We start from the raw sequence: 21596 nt of genomic DNA, 5'->3' as shown, positions 1-21596 counted from the left end.
AAGCTACATTCTCTTTAAATCAGTTAGATCATAGTTCAATTCACAGACCTTGCTCTCTTTTAAGTATATTTATCAACATCTAAGTCAAAACATTACATTCAATCCAAAAACCATGAAACATCTGTTATACGTTTTCTCACTGCTACCATGCTTCATCTTAAGTCAGGAAATTGAATTTGTTTCAAGTCCGAGATATGTATTAGGTACCGACATGAAAAAATCGGCTTCGGTAAGTGCCGGTGATATTGATAATGACGGGGATATAGATATTATTGTTGCTAACGGACGGCATTGGCCTGAATATAATAAGGTATTCTATAACAGCGGGCACGGGATATTTACCGTATCTAAGTTACTGGACCATATCGCTGAAACCAGTTATGCAACAGAATTGGCAGATTTTGATGGCGACGGTGATCTGGATGTGGCCGTTGGTAATGATATGGCTCCCAATGCTCTTTACTTAAATGACGGCAAAGGAAATTTCATAAGGGCCGATCATTTTGGAAACCCATACTCCCCTACCCGGAACTTAAAAACAGCGGATATTGATTCTGATGGGGATATTGATATTTTAATCACCAACCGGGGAAAAGAAAACGAGATATGCTTAAATAATGGAAAAGGAAAGTTCACTGAAACAGTATACTTCGGAACAAAAGATGACTCAACCATCGATGTGGAAGTAGCTGACATAAATATAGATGGTAAGCAAGACTTAATTTTAGCCAATCGTGACGGTCAACAAAATTACATTTACCTGAATGATGGTGGTTTACATTTTAATCAAAAGATTCCTTTTGGCAATGGAACCGATGAAACACGATCTGTAGGGGTGGCAGACATTGATCAGGACGGTTATCCGGATATTATTACTGCGAATATCGAAGAGCCAAACGTTATTTACTTCGGGAGTAAAGAAATAAACTATGGTAGAAAAATGATTTTTGATCCTGCCTCCGACCCTTCCTATTCTCTGGATCTTGGAGATATAGACGGGAATGGTAGTATTGATATCGTTGTGGCCAATTCAGGGTCACCCAATAAGGTCTTTCTGAATTTTAATAAAGGGGCTTCGTGGAAGGAAATCAGTCTGAGCGATGAAGAACTTCATACCTATGATATCATTCTCGCCGATTTGAATAAAGACAACAGACCCGATATTATAGAAAGTAATTCGGATGCCATTAATTACTACTATCGCAATAAAGGTGTTGGCAATTAAATTGCAGGCTGATCCTTACTTCAAACAATATTGGTGAATCGCTGCAATCTTTTAGAAGAAGGCTGTTATCTTTGGGATCCGTTATGCAAATGTTGTACTCCGGGTCTTAATACGCCATTATTCGGGGGATAGACCCCATTACAGGCAAAGACTGCAAACAATATAATTTTATAAACTAGCATGAAACAACACAACTACCAAGTCAAGGTTGAATGGACGGGTAATGAAGGAAAAGGAACCCTTAATTACAAGTCGTATAATCGTAACCATACCATTATAGCTGAGGGAAAATACGATGCTATTTCGGGTTCATCTGATCCTTCATTTATGGGTGATAAGACCCGCTATAATCCGGAAGACCTTTTTCTGTCCTCACTATCGGCTTGTCATATGTTATGGTATCTGCATCTATGCTCTTTACACAAAATCGTGGTGACCGAATATCTGGATCATGCTACGGGGGTTATGGAGGAAATGGCCAACGGTAGTGGAAGATTTACCGCAGTTACGCTCAACCCCCAGGTGAAAATAACTGATCCCAGTAACATCGAAAAGGCAAATGAATTGCACGAAGAGGCTAATAAAATGTGTTTTATTGCTAATTCCTGTAATTTTAAGATTGGACATAAACCGAATACCACAGTTGAATGAAGGATGCTTTCATGATACCCTATTCCCGATACTTGCATTTCTTTAATATAGCATGAAATAAACCAAATAATTGTAGTTCCATTAGAACCATGAATATTGAAAAAACCTTAGATGAACTTGGAGCAATCTATACTCCTTTATCTCCTGAATGTCGCCAGGAACTAATTGCTCATTCAAACATTGAAAGCTTCCAAAAGCGAGATGTTGTAGTACGTGAAGGAGAATACTCCAAAAAGGTTCATTTAATTTTACAAGGTTGTGCGCGGGCCTATTATTTAAAAGACGGGAAAGATATATCGGATTGGTTTTCTTTCGAAAAACAGTTTATGGCCCCTATTGTGAGCTTTTTCAGCGATCAGCCAAGTCCTCATTATGTCGAATTTGTAGAAGATTCTATAGCACTTGAATTTACAAAAGACACCATGGATCTTCTCACTGCGAAACATCATGACTTCGAACGTTTTATCAGCAGGGTCGTTACTGAAACCATGCTCGGTCTCTGTGAACGCTTATATACGATTCAGTTTAACAAGGCAGAAGAAAGGTATACTCACCTGCTCAGCATTTACCCCGACATTATCAATCGGATTCCGCTAACCCATATTGCTTCTTATTTGGGAATTACCCTGGAGACTTTGAGTAGAATAAGAACCCCTAAAAAACGAATTTGATCTATATCAAATGATATGGCTTCGGTTACCCTGATCTTTGAAAAAAGATTTAAAAAATGGAAGCAACCAACAAACAATTAACATCAATTTGGGGCCCCTGGTGGGTACCTGTAAGAAGGTGGTTTTATCCAGCCTGGCTCATTTATGAAACCTCCTGCCGTTTTTACAATTACTCTATAGATGTTTACCTTTATATTCATCATTCTCAAGGCGGCATCACCACATATATTGGAGATACGGCAACACAAGTTTTAGCCATCCTTGGGGGGCTTGCTACCTTCTTGATTTGTACTGCGTTTTTAACCGCTCCTACCTCTTTTATCTTGTTTAAATTCTTCGAAAAAGAGGGATTAACCGGTAGCACCCTGGAAACACAAATAAAAAGATTCCTCTAATTCTTCACCTACATTAAATACACTTATGAAAAGAATACTCATTATAAACGGGCATCCTGACAAGGAGAGTTTTAATTTTGGCCTAGCAGAGGCTTATAAGAACGGAGCTGTAAAGTCTGGCGCTGAAGTCAAAGAAATAAATATCCGGGATCTAGACTTTAACCCTAACCTTCAATTCGGATATCGAAAGCGCACCGAACTGGAGCCTGATCTGATAATGGTTCAGGACCATTTAAAATGGGCTGAACATTTAGTTTGGGTTTATCCTGTTTGGTGGAGTTCTGTGCCTGCAATGATGAAAGGTTTACTGGACCGGGTTTTGCTTCCCGGGTTTGCCTTTAAGAAAAGAGAAAACTCCTTATTCAGCGATAAATGTCTGACGGGAAAGACGGCACGTCTTATATGCACCTTAGACCAACCCGGATGGTACTATAAGTTAATCTATGGCAGCCCGAGTCATAATGCCCTGAAAAAAGGAACCCTGCATTATATTGGCGTTAAAAAAGTCGGTATCACCGCTATAGGCCCTATACGATTATCTAAAGATGAATTTAGATCAAAATGGTTGAAAAAAGTAGAAAGATTGGGAAGTCAGCATAAATAACATGCACTAAAAACCAACTGAAGGTGATTAAATATGTTTTAATCACCTTCATGGTTCCGTCGTGAAAGATCTCACAAAATTTAGCTATCTTCATATTAATAAAAAACAGGTTTGATCGGATGGTTTTATAAACCATTTATCAAGACAAACCCCAGGCAACATCTTTCGCATTAATTATACTACAATGAGCAAGCTACAAGACAAAATGTTTCTGGACCTCAGGAACAAGAATATATTTAACCAGGCCCAACAGTATTCCTATGAATATTTAAAAAGTATTTTTGACCGGGAGGTTTATCCGACAGAGGCAGCGCTGAAGAATTTGTCTGCTTTCGACGAAGAACTCCCTGAAAACCCTACGGAGGCTTCTAGCGTCATTGAACAATTAAACACTTATGGGAGTCCTGCGACAACCGCTACTTTGGGAGGAAGGTATTTTGGATTTGTATGTGGTAGTGTGGTTCCTGTAGGATTGGCTGCCAAAAACCTGGGCACTTATTGGGATCAGGCACCAGCCATGAATGTGCTCTCCCCTATTGGAAGCAAATTAGAATCGGTGGTTGAAAAATGGTTAATTAATTTATTTAATTTGCCGCAGCATACCTCTGCAGGTTTTGTAAGTGGAACCTCTTCCGCGAATTTGTGTGGTTTGGCTGCCGCCAGATATCGTATTCTGGAAAGAAATCAATGGGATATCAATAAAAAAGGACTAAGGAATGCTCCAGAAATCAGAATTGTAACCGGTAAACAAGCACATTCAACCGTTTTAAAAGCCATCGGAATATTAGGCTTGGGAACAGAAAATATTGAGTGGGTAGATGTCGACGATCAAGGCAGGATCTTATATGAGTCGATTCCGAAATTAGACGCAAATACCATTTTGATTCTTCAAGCGGGAAATGTAAACAGTGGGGCTTTTGATGACTTTGACCGCATTTGCAAAAAAGCGAATAAAGTGGGCGCCTGGGTACATATTGACGGGGCATTCGGATTATGGGCTGGGGCTGTAAATGAATTGAAGTACTTAACGAAAGGAATGGAGCATGCATCTTCATGGGCGGTTGATGGTCACAAAACGCTTAATACTCCTTATGACTGTGGCATTGTTTTATGCTCGGACCCGGAAGCTATGACCTCAGCGCTGCACATGTCTGGAAGTTATATCATTGAAAGCTCAGAAAGAGATGGTATGTTCTTTACTCCGGAAATGTCGAGAAGAGCAAGGATTATTGAGTTATGGGCCATACTGAGGCACCTTGGGAAACAAGGTGTAGATGAAATGATTTTAACCATGCATCACCGAGCTAAACAGTTTGCAAATGAAATCACACCAATAAAGGGATTTTATGTGGAAAATGATGTGGTTTTTAATCAAATAATCGTTCGGTGTGACACCGATGAACTTACAGAAAGAGTTTTAGGAACCATTCAAAAGCTAAGAACGTGTTGGCTAGGTGGTTCTTTATGGTCTGGTAAAAGAGTCATAAGGGTTAGCATTTGCTCCTGGGCAACCACTGAATATGATATCACTACTTCTGTAAAATCATTTAAAAAGGCATTAGAAATTGTTAGAATTAAGTAACCATCACAATAAATAGGGATAAATGGCATATGATAATTTTTTAGCGGATCGCATCAGGCTTTGCCTTAAAGAGAAGCATATCTCTTTTGAGGAAAAGAAAATGATGGGAGGGCTCTGTTTTATGGTTGAGGATAAAATGTGTGTAGGGGTTGTAAAAGACAATTTGATGGCGCGTATTGATCCGGACATCTATGATAAGGCCTTACAAAAAAAAGGTTGTCGCGAAATGGACTTTACGGGACGCCCTATGAAGGGCTTTGTGTTTGTAGAACCTGAAGGGATCGATTTGGATCAGGATCTGAATTATTGGATTCAATTGTGCCTGAAATATAACCCAAAAGCTAAATCAAGTAAGAAAAAGCAGCCTTAAAAACTAGACCTCAACCGTATATGATGACTATTGACCATATTCTTGACCAAATATATGTGATTCCTGAATCCTCGAAGCAGACACTCAAAAAACACTTTAATGAAGTCAGTTTTCCGAAGGGACATATTTTACTTCGGGCTGATACGGTTGAAAATTCAGCTTACTTTATCAAGAAAGGCATTGTTCGAGCGTATGCCAAAACACCTGATAACGACATTACATTTTGGTTTGGTAAAGAGGGTGATCCTGTACTATCAATGAATAGTTATGTTGCTAATAAAAAGGGGTATGAAGACATTGAATTACTAGAAGCATGCGAATTGTATCAAATAAAAACAACCGACCTTCAAAATCTTTTTGATAAAGACATACACTTGGCCAATTGGGGAAGAAGACTCGCTGAACAAGAGCTTGTAAAAACAGAGGAGCGACTTATTTCCCGACAGTTTCGGACAGCCAAGGAACGATACCTAGATCTTTTGATCCAAAATCCCGACTTAGTAAGACGTGTCCAGTTAGGGCATATTGCTTCTTATTTGGGCATTACGCAGGTCACTTTAAGCAGAATAAGAGCGAAAAAGCATTAAGGTTACATTTTTTATCATTTGTAAAATTTTTATTCAATTCCATTGCTGACCTTTGCCAAAAAATTAAGGAGATGAACTGGATTCTTTTGATTATTGCAGGTTTATTTGAGGTAGCTTTTGCTTTCTGTTTAGGAAAGGCGAAAGAAGCTACAGGAAATGAGATGTACCTATGGTATGGAAGTTTTATTATTACGCTAGTAATAAGTATGGCCCTTTTAATAAAAGTAACTCAACATTTGCCCATCGGGACGGCCTATGCCATTTGGACAGGAATTGGTGCTGTAGGAACTGTTATCATTGGTATTACAGTTTTTAAGGAGCCTGCATCCTTTTTTCGTTTACTATTCCTTACCACTTTAATTGGTTCGATTGTTGGGTTGAAAGTTGTATCTCATTAAACCTTTTAGTATTCTATATTTATTTGAATTGGAACACCTCAGGATGTTACTCATTAATGGAATGACTTTGGACGCAACCTATGGCTGCTATTAACATCTTTTAGAAAACAGCTTTATGAAGTGTATTTTAAGTTTACTCCTGTTTGGACTCTTTATCGCTAGTTGTTCTAATAAAGATGATGGGATCGATTGTTCACTTTTTGATCCGGCATTTCCGGAATTAAACATACGTATCACAGATGAGGCAGGAAACAACCTCATTGAAAATGGCACTATTGACCCGGATAGCATTACGGTGACAGGTGATTTTTCCGGAGCGGGATTTCGATATATTCCGGCTATAGATTATGTTAGTCCAGATGCGGAAATACGAGCCTTTGATCATACTCTTTCGCTATATATACCCAGAGAATCGGAATTTCAGTATACCATAAACCTGAAGGATTACGAAGCCATTAATATAGATTTTACAGCCACCTTCATTAAAATCCCTTGTGACCTGTCTTACTACATCCCCTCAGAGGCTTTTTATAATAATGAGAAACTTGAATTACAAGAAATTTCGCCTCTTCAATTTTTGGTAATTATCGGGTTGTAAAAAAGGATTGTCTCTTTCTATAAATATTTAGGCATTTATGTTTTTTACTCATTAGTTTAATATAAGTAAAATTTGTAGTTTAGTTCCTCAATAAACCTAAATCCAACCAAACCATTTCAGGTTCATTATAAACGATTTATGAAAAACCTATTTTTAGTCTTTTTTACAACAAGTATATTATGCTCATGTTCGAACACCAAAAAACAAATTCTACCTGTTTCTTCTGAAACTCCAAGTGAGGCACAGCGCAAACAAATTGAACGTCAATATGGGATGTTCATTCATTTTGGGATCAACACCTTCCATGATATGGAGTGGACTGATGGCACGAAACCTGCTTCATCATACAAACCATCCGATATCGATGCTGATCAATGGGTAAAAACGGCTAAAGATGCCGGCATGAAATATGTTATTTTAATTACCAAGCATCACGATGGATTTTGTCTTTGGGATAGTGAATATACTGACTATGATGTGGCCAGCTCCGGAAATTCTACCAATGTGGTAGAAGCGGTAGCTAAGGCATGTAAAAAGTATGATGTTGGCTTGGGTTTATACTACTCATTATGGGATCGAAATAAAAATGGTGACGTAAAAAACACCGAACTGGACCGCACTTATAATTCCTATATGGTTAAACAATTAAATGAATTATTAGCCATTTCCCAAAAACATGTAAATATTGTAGAATTCTGGTTTGACGGGGGTTGGGTAAAAGAAAATCATCGCTGGCCATTAGGAGACATATACCAAACCATTAAATCGAGAGAGCCTGAATGCCAAATAGGGGTTAACTGGTCTATTGGTTTACCGGAGGATCCGGATCATCACCCTGTGTATCCCGAAGACCAAAAAGAGGGATATCCGGTCAGGTATTTCCCTAGTGATTTTAGACTGGGGGATCCATATTTGCCGGGGAAGAACGATCCAAAGGTATTTACCCATAATGGAAAGCCTTATTATATGCCTTGGGAATCTACCATTTGCATAAGTCAACGTTGGTTTTACAATACGAATGACACCCTTTTTAAATCTGTAGATGAACTGGTTGATTTGTATAAGGTTGCTACGGCACAGGATAATATCCTGATCCTTAACTGTCCTCCAGATCGAGCGGGCAAAATAAGGACTAAAGACATTGAGATCTTATCGGAATTAAGAACGAGGCTAGACATCAAACTATAGTTCAGGAATTGGAGTAGACTTAAATTCATCCAGTTAGACTATTGAGGTAAGTGGTAGTACTTATTATGAAATAATAAATCTGAAACTCGAAATTTACTCTTTTGTATATCGAGGTTGGTCGTGATGCCAACCAAAATGCTTATATTGTTGTTACACAACTAAATCAACTGATCTCTATACGTTTCAGGTCTATCTGGAAGTAACTAGTTTTTATAATATTTCGACTAATTTTAATTGGATTAGCACCATGTCAAATGGCCGTAATTATTAAATGACGTATAAATGTCGTGCCTATGACACTTCATTCTTTAACCTTTAAATATAATTTTACGATGTATAAAGACAAACAGCAAATGATAGCCAAAATCGTAAAAGAACAAAGGATTCAATTAAATTATACACAAAAGGATTTAGCGGACATTTCCAATATTAGTCTACGCTCCATTCAACGTATTGAAAAGGGAGAGGTCACCCCGAGAATTTCTACGCTAAAAATTCTTTCAAAATTTTTGAATTTCACCTTAGATGATTTGGACAACAATCACCTTAATGGTTCAAAAAAAAGAGTAACGTTTTTCAGGGAGGTCACCATTTCGATTTTACTAATATGTATTATTCTTTTGATAGCGACAGCCTATATCGCTCAATCAAAAACATTCCCCGAAACCGATTTTGAGCTTTTGATGTATTACTCTATTGTAATTGTGTTGTTGGGGGTTATTTTAATCAAGCTCTGGAAAAATAAAAAGATAGGTTTACTAACCCAGTCGAAGGGAAAAGTTTCATAATATGATCGGTATTCTTATAATCCTTGGTGTATCGTGGTTATTGCTACATTATTTTGAGAAAGAAAACCTAGGTGTCTTAGGTTTTCGCCCTGTCATGAATGGATTACAGCAATTTATAATTGGATTAAGTTTTATCATTTTTCTTAAACTACTTTTCATTCTAATTGAAACCCAGGTTAATGGTATCTCCTGGAGCTTAAATCAATCTTTTGATTATCGCTCTCTTTTTGGTTCTTTTTGGTATCATTTAAAGTCGGCTCTAACGGAAGATCTTATTTTCCGTGCAGCTCTTTTATATCTCTTAATTAAACGATTGGGAATGTACCGGGCTATTTTTTTATTAGCGGTGGCTTTTGGTGTATATCACTGGTTTTCTTATGGCCTCCTTGGTTCCAGAATTATAGTTTTATTGTATGTATTCCTCACTACTGGTTTTACAGGATATGTTTGGGGTTATACCTATGCAAAAACCAAATCTATACTGATGCCGTTAGGCTTTCATTTGGGTTGGAATTTTATTAATACCCTCTTTTATGATACCCAACCTTATGGACAGCTTTTATTTCAGGAAACTGGAAATATGGCATTACAAGAGCCTTATCAAACTTACTTTTCACTATTTATTGGTTTTGCACCTTCGATCATCACTTTAATTTTTGTAAAATCAGTACTAAAGATACCTTCGATTAACAATCTATTTAATTCAGCATAGGAAAGGTTTAAGATGGTGAAGGTTTTTTTTTTACATGAAAAGGTCACTATTTATAATCTTCAACAATCCATTATTAGGAATCGGCAGCGTATTAATCTTTAAAATTAGTCAATACGGTCAGGCCTACCAGATCGCCCTTTTTATTATATTCTTCTTGTTTAACTAAGCCAACTCCCTTGGCATACCATAATTTAGAAGTGGTCTTTTTAGTAATCATCATTTTTGTTTCTGTGTGTTCCGTAACTACCATACAATCATAGGTGCCTGCCGGGACATTAATGGTTTCTTCGGCAACCACTTTTTTATTAAAGCTTTTCACCCCAAAATCCATTTTAACGCTCCCTGCCATGATTTCCATTTCCATAGTTGAATCTGGTAATTCTTGTCCTACCCTCATTAATCTTTCAACATGGTACTCTTTTACGAATCCATATCCTCCATGAATTTGTACAGCCTCAACAGTTACGTCCATAGCTACCTTAGAGGCGTAGACTTTTGCTGCCGCACTAGAGAGGTCATAATTATCATCATTGTCTTTGTCTCTGGCGGCCTTCATAATGAGGAGTCTTGCTGCTTCAATCTCAGTATACATATCGGCTAATTTAAAAGCTATTGCCTGATGATTGCAAATTTCAGTACCAAAAGCTTTGCGTTCCTTGGAGTATTTTTTGGCGAGCTCATAAGCGCCTGAAGCAATACCAAGGGCTTGAGAAGCAATTCCTATTCTGCCGCCAGATAATGTTTTCATGGCAAATTTAAAACCAAACCCATCTTCTCCAATCCTGTTTTCTTTAGGTACTTTAACGTCTGTAAACATTAAGGAGTGCGTGTCACTTCCGCGAATACCTAACTTATTCTCTTTAAGCCCTACCTCAAAACCGGGCATTCCTTTTTCAACAATTAATGCGTTAATACCGTGATGTCCTTTTTCAGGATAGGTTTGAGCAATAACTAAATATACATCTGCAGTACCACCATTAGTAATCCAGTTCTTGGTCCCGTTTAATATGTAATGATCCCCTTGGTCAATGGCCGTAGTTCTTTGAGAAGTGGCATCACTACCAGCTTCAGGTTCCGATAAACAGAACGCGCCAAGAATTTCACCTGATGCAAGCCTTGGCAGGTATTTTTGTTTTTGTTCTTCGGTCCCATATTTTTCCAGACCCCAACAAACTAACGAGTTGTTTACGCTCATGACTACAGAGGCTGAAGCGTCAATTTTGGATATTTCTTCCATAGCTAGTACATAAGAAACAGTGTCCAGGCCGCTTCCGCCATATTCAGGCGCTACCATCATTCCCATAAATCCAAGCTCGCCCATTTTTTTTATTTGTTCAGTAGGGAACTCTTGTAACTTCTCTTATACCATAAAAAAAGAAGTGAAGACTAAAATTAAAACAATTGATGGAATTCAATATTATTTTAAAAACCATGCAGTATATGAAAATACGGAGGCTCCGTTCTCTGAAAATTTCAAATTTAAAAACACCGTTTTTTTTAATGGGTTGGAAGAGGATATTTGTAAAGTGTTTAGCAAATCTGATTTTAAGAAAAAAATCAACTTTGAAAACATTGACAAATTTCATATCGACAGTGTTTCGTTTTCCATTAATAAATTTAAAAATAAAATAGACCTGATTTATTTTCTTGACTTAGGCAGTCAATTAAAATCTATCACCATGGTACTTGAAAAGGAAGAAAACACCTGGATGTTGTATTAAAATTAACCCTGGTAATACTTTAATTTAACCATTTACTTCACCAAACCAAGACATTGCACTATCCATAACTCACGACCATAGAACGGACTGTTATTTAACCTTCTGATTGTAGCAAATTCAGAACTGTATCGTCTAAAATGAAAACAATATTCTATGGATCCACTTGACAGAATCAAACGGAATAAGGCTTTCATTTTTTTGTACTGGTGTGCGAGGGTTGGTATGGGAATCACATTTATAATATCCGGCATCAGGAAACTTCCAGGTGTAGAGTTTACGACCCTGCCCATTGATAATCCAGTTGGAGCCTACTTTAATGCCATGTATGAAACCGGCTTTTATTGGAATGCTATTGGATATCTTCAAATAATTATCGGGGTATTGCTATTCTTTAACCGGTTTGTGGTGATCTCCAGTATACTTATGATGCCTGTGGTGATCAATATATTTTTAATTTCTATAGCTCTACATATGCAAGGCACCCCTATTATTACTTCAGCAATGGTTTTAGGAAATACATTTCTAATTACCTGGCATTTTAAAAACTATCGATCTTTATTTCTAAGACCCCTACAATAACTACGCTTTAAATAGGAGAAGATGTTATCAGTCTATTTTTGAGAAGTATCATTCATACGTATAGAGAACTTCAGTCTAAAGCTTATAGTCATAATAATAATTTCTACAAATTAAATTAATAAAATTTCCATTAATCATTTTTAGGGATTTTCCTAAATCCATCTTTATTTAATTAAGCAACTATGTAGTTAACTAACTAATTTTCAGTATATTTATAGTGGAATAAAAAATATAATGGAAAGAGATTTTTTAATGGAGCAAGGCTTCAGAGCTCTGGACAATCGATTAAAACGGATTAGTGATCGAATGACTCATGATACGCGTAAATTTTTTAAGCAAATTGACGTGGATGTGGAGCCGAGTTGGCATCTTGTTTTTAAACTATTGAGGGATCATGATTCCTTTACCATGGTAGATATCGCAGAAAGGTTGGGCTATAGCCATCCATCTACGGTGAATATGCTAAAGAAAATGACCCTAAAAGGTTATATCATCTCGGAAAAAGACTCCTATGATAAAAGAAAACAAAATATAAAACTAACTCAAAAGTCTTTGGACCTTCTACCAAAACTAGAGCACATTTGGACTTGTTGCGAATCAACCATATTTAAATTACTAAATGAAGATCTTTCTATTATTAAACAACTTGATGAACTTGAAACGTCATTAAAAGCCAAGCCTTTAAATGAGCGTTTTTTAGACGACTACCAAAAAGATTAAAAAATGAAATTATGTGTAATGAAAATGAAGAATCAAGCAAAACTCCTAAAGGGAATGATAAGGAAGTATCGAGAAGAGGTATGATAAAAACTTTGGGATTAGGATTAAGCCTTACTGCCCTTCCCTCATTTATGCCTTCGAAAATGACAGCGATTTCATTAGAAATTTTGGATCACGGTGAACGTATAATTCCCATTCAAAAAAAGGAATTAGAACAAATGCAAAAGTTCATTGAAGCCTGTGTTAAAGCTAACAAAGAGTCCAATCCTCAAAAAGCAGTAAAAGAAGTAATGAAAAGGGCTTTCTCAAACCCAGCTTCCATGCTGAAGGCCATTGGAGAACCTAAGAAAGCAGGTTTAAAGGTATTTCTTAGATCAAAAGATCTTACCATTTTCGCTGCTACGTGGACTCCTCAAATGAATCTTATGCCTCATAATCATTTAATGTGGGCCAATATAGGTATCTACACGGGACGTGAAGACAATATATTATGGGAGCGAAATAATGAAGGCTTAGCTGCCTCTAAAGCACGATGTTTATTTTCGGGAGATGTAACCTCCCTTGATAAAAATGCTATTCACTCGGTCACTAACCCTTTACAGCGGTTTACTGGCGGACTTCACATTTATGGAGGTGATTTCTTTGCTACGGAGCGCAGTCAATGGAATCCAGAAACCTTAGAAGAAAAACCTTCCAATGGGGAAGTAATTCGAGAAGTTTTCAGGCAGGCTAATAAACAAATGCGTAAATTGAAAAACGATTAAAATAATTCTGTGGTTTCAACAAATTATGATGAAGCGAAAATTAATTTCAAGTGGAAGTCCTTATGAAAAAATTATAGGATTTAGCAGAGCGGTTCGCGTTGGACCCTACATTACGATTGGAGGAACTGCGCCTCTGGATTCCAATGGTAAAACGATTGGTGTCGGGGATATCGGCCTTCAAACTAAACAATGTCTGGAAACAATAAAAATTGCTTTAGAGAAAGCCGGTGCCACACTTGAGCATGTGGTTAGAACTCGCATGATGTTGACTAATATCGAAGATTGGAAGATTGCTTCTGAAGTGAGAGCATCGTATTTTAAAACTATTAAACCTGTTGATACTATTGTTGAAGTGGGAGGTTTTATCAACCCGGATTGGTTGATAGAAATAGAAGTTGATGCTATTGTAGACTTTTAATATTCATTTCACCATTTATAAAAAACTCATGACTAAATATTCTAGAATGGAGTCCTCATTGATATTCCGTGTTCGATTATCAATCTTCTTTTTAACATCAGTACTTATATTTGGTTGTAAGGAACAAAATACCAGCGAGTCATTAAAGGATCCGGTTTTGGAATCTACGATCTCTAACCAAAACAACTCGCATCCTCTTTTGTTCAAAAAAGAAGCAACAGATACGCTATCGCATGCAACTTTTAATGGGGTAATTACTGAATTCGTTTGGCAAATATATCAAGATAAACAAGGGCATTTTTGGTTTGGAACGAATCATAATGGAGTCCTGTATTACGATCATAAATTACTTAGGCAATTTACCTCCCAGCATGGAGTTGGGGGCAGTGCGGTAAGAGCGATCATCGAGGATAAGGAGGGCACTATATGGTTGGGAACATCGGAAGGCCTCACCAGTTATAACGGAAAATCATTTACCAACTATACGGTTACCGACGGGTTAGCCAACGATGAAGTCTGGACCCTGGCCATTGATAAATCTGGCACCCTCTGGGTTGGAACCGTTGGAGGAGTAAGTACGTTTGATGGATATCAATTTGAAACCTTTAAAGTGGACAAAGCGAAGGTATCTGATCCAAAGCCGATGTTGTCTGAAAACAGAATCAGTGATATTCTTATCGATTTAAATGATCATATATGGTTCGTTACTGATGGTTATGGCATCAGCAAATATGATGGAAAAGGATTTGAATTTTTCACTGTAAATAACGGACTTCCCGATAACCATGTTGCGGATCTGCTACAAGATCATGAAGGAAATATCTGGATCGGTACCTTTTATGGTGGCGTCAGCAAATACGACGGTCGGAAGTTTATTAATTTCACGAAAGACGGCCTTATTCAAGGTATAGAAGCTTATAACTTTTTGGAAGATAGCGAAGGTAATATTTGGTTTTCGGCAGAAAATCACGGAGTGTATCGCTATGATGGCAAACAGTTTGTTCTATTTACAACCAAAGACGGGTTAGCTACCAATGGCATTCAAAGCATTTACCAAGATAAAAAAGGGCAGATCTGGTTTAGTACCTGGAATGGGCTAAGTCTATACGATGGAAAGAATATCAGTAATGCTGCTTTAAAGGAACCGTGGGTTCAATAACTATCGTAAAAATTTATTCTCCTTCGAAATTAGCAGGACACATTTAAATCATAGGTTATGGCAGTTTTATTTATATTTACTCAGGACGATAAATAATTTTCAATTTTTAAATACCATCCGATAACACTCACCTTATGAAGTACTCTGTTAAGCTTCTGGCTTTGTTTTACCTCAGCTGTTTATCATCACTTTTTGGGCAGTCCGAAAACAGCTTACAACCTGTAAAGGAATTTAGCATTAATTCTACTATTCTCAATGAAGACAGAACATGCTTAATAAGTCTGCCTGACTCTTATCATGATGCTCATAACAACATGAGCTATCCACTGATAATTCTTTTAGATGGTGCTACCTTCTTTAAAACGGCCACTGGAACTGTTCATTTTATGAGCTCGAGGATCAACAGAAATTATTTAATGCCGGAGACTATAATTGTCGCTATTGAAAATATTGACCGTGAGCGTGATTTTACTGTAACGAAACTAAAAACTAAACGTCCGAATACGATGGGTGGAGGTAATAATTTTTTAGATTTCATAGAAAAAGAGCTCATTCCGTATGTTGACCATCGTTACCGAACATTACATCACAGAACGCTTATAGGACATTCTTTGGGTGGCCTTCTCACCTTAAATGCCTATATGGACGAGCACAGAAACTTTGACGCTTTTCTTTGTATAGACCCAAGTATATGGTGGGATGAGGAGACCATGAAAAGGAAAACTGAAATGGTCAGCTCATCATGCTTAAAAAAAAAGATATACATGGCCACCGCTAATCAGGGGGAAGCTAATTATGCCCGAAACAAAAAAAGACATGATCGTTTATATGCGTTGTTAAACAGCAAATCTAATGAACCGCTTCAATTTAAATTGGAGTACTTTGAACATGAAAACCATCGCTCGGTTCCATTATTGGCCTTATACAACGGTTTGAGATTTCTCAATAACGAAAATGAATAGATACCTTATGTAGGGATATTATTGGCTATGTTCTTTATAGCAGCTTCCTTGGATCGACTTACCTATCAAGCTTAAGCTGCATCTTTATTACAGTGTAGTCCTGCCGGGTTCTATCATATGGTCTCTTTATACCTGACAGGCTACTGATTAGGTATACTATTTTTAAAGGGTTCTTTTTTTTATTATATTCATAATCAACACACCACCCTTATTATAAATTAATAATCACCAATCCTAACCATTATGAAATCATGTTTCTCAAAACACCGTTTTAGATTTTACCCACCAGTATTATTTCTCCTGCTGTCATTTTCTCTGACTCAAACAACCTCTTCCCAAACGACAACAGAATCTACAGCTAAGACTTTTAATCTTAAATTACAACATACTACCTTAGTTGTCAGTAATTTTAAGAAAAGTAAAAGGTTCTACACAGAAGTATTAGGATTAAAAAATTTAAATGCTTCATGGTTACCAAAAAATCAGATGTTCCTTTCTCTGGGTAATAATTTAGAGCTACACGTAGGAGAGGTGGATGGTGTTGAAATTAATCCTAGTAAATTTAATCACTTTGCCATTTCTACGAATGATTTGAATGGCTACCTAAAACATTTAGAAGCACATGGAGTGGTTTATTATAGTTTAGGAGGGGCCAAAAAACATTTTATCCAAAAGAGGCCTGATGGTATAAGGCAAACCTTTATACAAGATCCGGATGGGTATTGGATTGAAATTAACGACGCGAATTAATTATTGGTTTTATAATTAACCCAAAGCCATTACAATAATCGGTGATAATGTGCTAAATTAGTAAGGTATTAATTCAACTATAAAATTCAGAATTATTGTTATTGTACAACCTAGAACGCTTTAAATGATCCTAAAAAAACTAGTCCCGCTCCTTCTATCTATTTTTATTAGTTCACAACTTCTTTCACAAAATAAGGCTGTAAGCATTGGTGTAGTTGGGCTTACCCATTCACATGTACAATGGATTTTTGACAGTGAAAAAATGGGTACTATTAAAATTGTGGGGATTGTTGAACCCAATAGAGAATTAGCAGAACGGTATGCTCGCCTGAATAATTTCCCAATTAGTATGGTATATCGTACTATGGAAGAAATGATCGAGGCCACAAAACCAGAAGCCGTATGTGCATTTGGCACCATATATGACCATTTGGAGGTTGTTGAGAAAGCTGCTCCACGTGGTATTCATGTTATGGTAGAAAAGCCTTTGGCTGTAAGTTTAGACCATGCACAACGAATGCAATCCTTAGCTAAAAAGCACCGAATTCATCTCCTTACCAATTATGAAACCACCTGGTATCCTACCAATCATAAAGCCATGGAATTCTTACGTAAAGATTCTATTGGCGCTATTCGAAAAGTTGTCATTCGCGACGGACATAAAGGACCCAAGAAAATAGGTGTTAATAAGGAGTTTTTAGAATGGTTGACAGATCCGAAAGAAAATGGAGGCGGTGCCATCACCGATTTCGGTTGTTATGGGGTGAATTTAATGACTTGGTTAATGCAAGGTGAGATTCCACTAACTGTTACAGCTGTCACTCAACAGCTGCAGCCTGAAAATAATCCTAAAGTGGATGATGACGCAACCATATTACTCAATTATGCCAAAGCAAATGCTACAATTCAAGCTTCCTGGAATTGGCCAATAGGACGAAAGGATATGGAAATCTATGGTTTGACCGGAGTTATTTATGCTGACAACCGACATAATCTCCGAATGCGCATAGCTGAAGGTTATGATGGTTACCAGGAAAGATCGTATGAGTTGGCGGAAAACGAAGCCCCTATGAATGATCCATTCTCCTATTTTGCAGCGGTGATACGTAATGAAATAACTCTTGAACCCTATGATCCGTCTTCCTTAGAAAACAACATGATCGTTATGAAAATTTTAGATGCCGCTATAAAAAGTTCAAAAACAAACCGGGCCATAGAATTGGAAAAAAGATGATTGAACTCAAAAAAATAATTTTTATCCTGGTTATTAGTTTTGGATTCCCTTATGTGACATGTGCTCAAGATATTAAAACCATAAAGGTCAAGGATAACCTTTATTTTGTAGGTGACAGGGCTTTCTCTTGTTTCTACATCACCGATAAAGAGGTTATTGTAATTGACCCTTTGGATTCTGCAAGAGCTGAAGCAACATTAACTGCAATTCGAGAAATAACTCAAAAACCTATTACCAAAGTTTTCTATAGTCATAATCATTGGGATCATATTCGTGGAGGCCAGGTATTTAAAAACCCAGAAACTACTTATATTGCTCATCGTGAGGCAAAAAATAATATACCCCCACATACCGATGTAATTACTCCTACAGCAGTCTGGGAAGGAGCATATAAGTCTTATGATTTTGGAAATGGGCAGGTTTTAGAATTACATTATTTTGGAGCTAACCATGGTGCGGGAATGACGGTGTTTCGATTTGCTGAACACAACGCCATTTTTGTGGTGGATCTGGTAGTACCCGATCGGGTATTGTATGCCTATCTACCTGATGCCAGTCCGAAAGCATGGGTTAAAAGTCTGGAAAAAATTCAGGAACTTAAGTTTAAAGAGGTATATATGGCCCATGTGCGTGTACAAGGAGACAGAAGTGATGTTACCTTTATGCAAAATTATTTCAGGGCGCTGTATGCCGGTGTAGAACAGGAGCTCAAAAAAGGGACTCCTTTTTTTGATATTCCTCATACGGTAAAATTACCACCATATAACCATCTTAAAAATTATGATGAATGGCTTCCTATGAACGTCTGGCGTATTCTGATGGAGCTATCGATTGGACAATAATTTAAAAATATGTAAAAGCATTAAATCCGGAACATGAACAGCTCGCAAATATTTAACAGGAACCTTTTAAATTTTGGAATCCCTTTAATTTTACTAGGAAGTCTTATTCTGTTAATGACGTCTTCGTCCATCATAATTAACGACACATTAGGTATGGCAATCTCCGCAGACCTGTTACTCACCATTCCAGCAATATATTATCTGCTTATTCGTAACACAAAGGTTTCTAAACTCACCGTGATTCCATTCATAGTTTTTGGGCTATTAGCAGGTTCTTATTTTCTACCCATTGAAAAACAAACCTATTTAATATTATTTAAAACCTGGGCTTTACCTGTAATTGAACTATCTGTTTTTAGTCTCATTATTATCAAAATTAGTCGTGCCATAAAAAAATTCAAGGCGTTAAAAGGTGATTCACCTGACTTTTATGATGTTTTGAGAAGAACCTGTTATGATGTGCTGCCCGGCAGACTTGTTTTACCCTTTGCCACAGAGGTTGCGGTGCTTTACTATAGTTTTATTTGCTGGAAAAGACGACCATTGAAAGAGAATGAATTTAGTTATCATTTAAAAAGTGGATCTCCAGCTCTCATGGGGGCTTTAATTTTTATAATACTGATTGAAGCTGTTGCCATGCACTTTTTAATTGTTTTATGGAGTCACATAGCTGCCTGGATTCTGACAGGGCTGAGTATTTACACGGCCATTCAGTTTTTAGGGTTTGTAAAATCGCTTTCCCAAAGACCTATATCTCTTGACGGTAGGCATATGAGCCTCCGATATGGCATTATGAATGAGACCCGAATTCCTTATTCCTGCATCAAATCAATACACATTTTCACCAAAGACCTCAAAAAAGACACATTGACCAGAACTTTATCTCCATTGGGAGCTCTTGAGAGTCACAACATAATTATCTATCTAAAAGACGTTCATACCTTAAATGGTCTTTATGGTATTAAAAAGGATTATAAAGTTATAGGTTTTCATATTGACGAACCACAAGAATTTGTAGTACAGGTTCTGCACCTCATTCATTCCGACGTTAAGTAATACTACTATTATTTATCTTAATTAAAGAATTACATACGCACTGTTATTAAATTAGATCAGGAAAGATAAATGTTATTGATTATCTTAGAGACAGAACAACCTCACTTCAATTCAGGAGGTTCTGATTCTAATATGCTTTACCCCATCAAATGGCATTTTAACAAGGTTGATATAAATTAACAGCAACATGGAGCGTATCATTAAAAGCATCAACAACGTATGGATTGAATTCCAAAATAGCGTCATTGATCATATCCCAAAGCTCATTCTGGCGATTCTTGTAATCCTTATTTTTGCACTGATTGCCAATACGATCAAGAATCTTTGCTTAAGGGTTTATAAAAAAGTTTTTAAAAATCATTATCTGAATATTGAACGCATACTGGCCTCCACTTTTTATGTATTATTTTTTGCCTTGGGAATATTCCTTGCTCTCAACATTTTAGGACTGGAAAAACCTTTGGAGAAATTATTAGCTGGAGCTGGTATAGTAAGTATTGTTGCCGGATTTGCCTTTAAGGACATTGCATCTAACGTGTTTTCCGGGCTTTTAGTAGATCTACAAAGGCCTTATAATATTGGTGATTGGGTAGAAATTGATGGAAATTATGGTGATGGTTGTAGACATCAGTTGGCTTACCACCAAGGTAAAAACCGTGCCCGGGCAAGAGGTTTTTATTCCCAATCAGATTATTTACAATGGCACCTTTACAAATTATTCAACATGGGGGAAGCGACGAATCATTTTAAGAAGTGGTGTGTCTTATGGAGATGATCTTGAGCGGGTAAAAAGTGTTGCCATGGATGAAGTAAAGAAAATTGAAGAGCTACTTCCCGAAGAGGGCATTGATTTTTACTTTACAGCCATTGGTGATTCAACTTATAATTTTATGCTCAGATATTGGGTACAGTTTAATTCGAATGATGACTATTGTAAGGGTATGAATGATGTGATTATTCGCATTAAAAAACGATTTGAACAAGAAGGCATTTCGATCGCATATCCTGTTACTACACTTGACTTCGGTGTAAAAGGAGGAGTAAATTTATTCGACAAAGAAATTAATATAAAATCGTAATGTACTACTTGGTTTACCTTGTGTGTCATTTCGATATCAATATAGTTTTGCAGTCTACTTATTCAAGTATATAAAATAATCCTTACCTTTATATCGCAAACGATTTAATCACTTACGATCACCAAATGAAATCTATTCAAAATTTCTTAAGAATACTACTCGGTTCCCTCATGTTACTTGCAGGTATAGGGCATCTTAGCTTTCAAAGAGAAGAATTTTTAGCCCAAGTGCCATTGTGGTTATCTAATGATCCTGCAATAATGGATTTTGTGGTGTTGTCTTCAGGGATTATTGAGATTTGCCTGGGACTTGCCATGGTTTTTTTAGTGAAACATAAGATTAAAGTGGGGATTGTACTGGCCATTTTTTACGTTTTAATATTTCCCGGTAATATTTCTCAATATACCCATGAGATAAATGCTTTTGGTCTGGATACGGATCGAAAAAGGCTTATAAGACTCTTTTTTCAGCCTGTACTTATACTGTGGGCCTTGTGGTCGACAGAGGCACTTAAACATATCATCAACAAAATAAAAGGATAAT

General features: G+C 37.0%; 27 protein-coding genes and 1 pseudogene. 27 read left to right on the top strand and 1 reads right to left on the bottom strand.

The genetic code is table 11. From position 1 onward, the window contains the following. Positions 1-112: 112 nt before the first annotated feature. The 13 genes from P278_RS00450 (at position 113) to P278_RS00390 (ending at position 9769) form a co-directional block, all read left to right on the top strand. A complete protein-coding gene (locus P278_RS00450; protein ID WP_038261736.1) occupies positions 113-1225 on the top strand; it encodes an FG-GAP repeat domain-containing protein in 1113 nt (370 codons plus the stop codon). A 180-nt stretch (positions 1226-1405) separates the two neighbouring features. Beyond that, entirely contained in the window at positions 1406-1876 is a 471-nt protein-coding gene (locus tag P278_RS00445; RefSeq protein ID WP_038260618.1) for an OsmC family protein, read from the top strand. A gap of 89 nt (positions 1877-1965) precedes the next feature. Beyond that, positions 1966-2547: a Crp/Fnr family transcriptional regulator gene (locus tag P278_RS00440; protein ID WP_038260617.1), complete on the top strand. Its 582-nt coding sequence runs from the start codon at positions 1966-1968 to the stop codon at positions 2545-2547. Positions 2548-2603: 56 nt separating this feature from the next. Then, positions 2604-2942 (top strand): hypothetical protein, encoded by a 339-nt coding sequence (locus tag P278_RS00435; protein ID WP_038260616.1) that lies wholly within the window; start codon positions 2604-2606, stop codon positions 2940-2942. A gap of 25 nt (positions 2943-2967) precedes the next feature. Next, the gene (locus tag P278_RS00430; protein ID WP_038260615.1) at positions 2968-3546 is read left to right on the top strand and encodes an NAD(P)H-dependent oxidoreductase; all 579 of its coding nucleotides are present in this window, start codon (positions 2968-2970) and stop codon (positions 3544-3546) included. A gap of 184 nt (positions 3547-3730) precedes the next feature. Beyond that, positions 3731-5128 (top strand): pyridoxal phosphate-dependent decarboxylase family protein, encoded by a 1398-nt coding sequence (locus tag P278_RS00425; RefSeq protein WP_038260612.1) that lies wholly within the window; start codon positions 3731-3733, stop codon positions 5126-5128. Between the two features lie 22 nt (positions 5129-5150). Further along, positions 5151-5498, top strand: a complete 348-nt coding sequence (locus P278_RS00420; protein WP_038260610.1) for a TfoX/Sxy family protein — start codon at positions 5151-5153, stop codon at positions 5496-5498. A gap of 23 nt (positions 5499-5521) precedes the next feature. Next, positions 5522-6085 (top strand): Crp/Fnr family transcriptional regulator, encoded by a 564-nt coding sequence (locus P278_RS00415; RefSeq protein ID WP_038261734.1) that lies wholly within the window; start codon positions 5522-5524, stop codon positions 6083-6085. Positions 6086-6156: 71 nt separating this feature from the next. Next, entirely contained in the window at positions 6157-6483 is a 327-nt protein-coding gene (locus P278_RS00410) for a DMT family transporter (RefSeq protein ID WP_038260609.1), read from the top strand. Positions 6484-6598: 115 nt separating this feature from the next. Then, positions 6599-7081, top strand: a complete 483-nt coding sequence (locus P278_RS00405) for a hypothetical protein (protein WP_038260606.1) — start codon at positions 6599-6601, stop codon at positions 7079-7081. 138 nt (positions 7082-7219) lie between these two features. Next, positions 7220-8269 carry an alpha-L-fucosidase gene (locus P278_RS00400; RefSeq protein WP_038260605.1) on the top strand — a complete coding sequence of 350 codons (1050 nt, stop codon included), beginning with the start codon at positions 7220-7222 and terminating at the stop codon, positions 8267-8269. Between the two features lie 293 nt (positions 8270-8562). Then, positions 8563-9057: a helix-turn-helix domain-containing protein gene (locus tag P278_RS00395; RefSeq protein ID WP_082436050.1), complete on the top strand. Its 495-nt coding sequence runs from the start codon at positions 8563-8565 to the stop codon at positions 9055-9057. Between the two features lies 1 nt (position 9058). After that, positions 9059-9769, top strand: a complete 711-nt coding sequence (locus P278_RS00390) for a CPBP family intramembrane glutamic endopeptidase (protein ID WP_038260601.1) — start codon at positions 9059-9061, stop codon at positions 9767-9769. A gap of 91 nt (positions 9770-9860) precedes the next feature. On the opposite strand, the pseudogene P278_RS00385 reads toward P278_RS00390, so the two are convergent. Continuing rightward, positions 9861-11120 (bottom strand): annotated as a pseudogene (locus tag P278_RS00385) (TapB family protein); the annotation flags it as partial. Positions 11121-11148: 28 nt separating this feature from the next. Here P278_RS00385 and P278_RS00380 point away from each other — a divergent pair. From P278_RS00380 to P278_RS00315, 14 genes are all read left to right on the top strand, one after another. Further along, on the top strand, positions 11149-11490 hold the full coding sequence (locus P278_RS00380; protein WP_038260599.1) for a hypothetical protein: 342 nt from the start codon (positions 11149-11151) through the stop codon (positions 11488-11490). A 153-nt stretch (positions 11491-11643) separates the two neighbouring features. Next, positions 11644-12069 (top strand): DoxX family membrane protein, encoded by a 426-nt coding sequence (locus P278_RS00375; RefSeq protein WP_082436049.1) that lies wholly within the window; start codon positions 11644-11646, stop codon positions 12067-12069. A gap of 234 nt (positions 12070-12303) precedes the next feature. Continuing rightward, on the top strand, positions 12304-12789 hold the full coding sequence (locus P278_RS00370) for a MarR family winged helix-turn-helix transcriptional regulator (protein WP_038260595.1): 486 nt from the start codon (positions 12304-12306) through the stop codon (positions 12787-12789). A gap of 11 nt (positions 12790-12800) precedes the next feature. Continuing rightward, a complete protein-coding gene (locus tag P278_RS00365) occupies positions 12801-13553 on the top strand; it encodes a hypothetical protein (protein WP_051413326.1) in 753 nt (250 codons plus the stop codon). 25 nt (positions 13554-13578) lie between these two features. After that, a complete protein-coding gene (locus P278_RS00360; RefSeq protein ID WP_235444219.1) occupies positions 13579-13971 on the top strand; it encodes a RidA family protein in 393 nt (130 codons plus the stop codon). Positions 13972-13999: 28 nt separating this feature from the next. Further along, positions 14000-15130: a ligand-binding sensor domain-containing protein gene (locus tag P278_RS00355; protein ID WP_082436048.1), complete on the top strand. Its 1131-nt coding sequence runs from the start codon at positions 14000-14002 to the stop codon at positions 15128-15130. 134 nt (positions 15131-15264) lie between these two features. Beyond that, positions 15265-16092: an alpha/beta hydrolase gene (locus P278_RS00350; protein WP_051413325.1), complete on the top strand. Its 828-nt coding sequence runs from the start codon at positions 15265-15267 to the stop codon at positions 16090-16092. 243 nt (positions 16093-16335) lie between these two features. Further along, positions 16336-16842 carry a VOC family protein gene (locus tag P278_RS00345; protein ID WP_038260589.1) on the top strand — a complete coding sequence of 169 codons (507 nt, stop codon included), beginning with the start codon at positions 16336-16338 and terminating at the stop codon, positions 16840-16842. A gap of 124 nt (positions 16843-16966) precedes the next feature. Beyond that, positions 16967-18076, top strand: coding sequence for a Gfo/Idh/MocA family protein (locus tag P278_RS00340; protein ID WP_038260587.1), 1110 nt, complete (start codon positions 16967-16969; stop codon positions 18074-18076). After that, positions 18073-18918, top strand: coding sequence for an MBL fold metallo-hydrolase (locus P278_RS00335; protein ID WP_038260585.1), 846 nt, complete (start codon positions 18073-18075; stop codon positions 18916-18918). Before P278_RS00340 ends, P278_RS00335 begins: the two co-directional genes overlap by 4 nt. A 33-nt stretch (positions 18919-18951) precedes the next feature. Then, the gene (locus P278_RS00330; protein ID WP_038260583.1) at positions 18952-19974 is read left to right on the top strand and encodes a hypothetical protein; all 1023 of its coding nucleotides are present in this window, start codon (positions 18952-18954) and stop codon (positions 19972-19974) included. A 187-nt stretch (positions 19975-20161) separates the two neighbouring features. Beyond that, entirely contained in the window at positions 20162-20749 is a 588-nt protein-coding gene (locus P278_RS16695) for a mechanosensitive ion channel domain-containing protein (protein WP_051413324.1), read from the top strand. Further along, on the top strand, positions 20631-21053 hold the full coding sequence (locus tag P278_RS16810; RefSeq protein WP_262507893.1) for a mechanosensitive ion channel family protein: 423 nt from the start codon (positions 20631-20633) through the stop codon (positions 21051-21053). Before P278_RS16695 ends, P278_RS16810 begins: the two co-directional genes overlap by 119 nt. A 125-nt stretch (positions 21054-21178) precedes the next feature. Next, positions 21179-21595, top strand: coding sequence for a DoxX family protein (locus P278_RS00315; RefSeq protein WP_038260581.1), 417 nt, complete (start codon positions 21179-21181; stop codon positions 21593-21595). The last annotated feature ends 1 nt before the right edge of the window (position 21596 follow it).

The organism is Zhouia amylolytica AD3 (assembly GCF_000511935.2).
Taxonomy (GTDB): Bacteria; Bacteroidota; Bacteroidia; order Flavobacteriales; family Flavobacteriaceae; genus Zhouia; species Zhouia amylolytica.
Note: the sequence above shows the minus strand (reverse complement) of the source record. Positions and strands in the feature narration are given on the sequence as shown.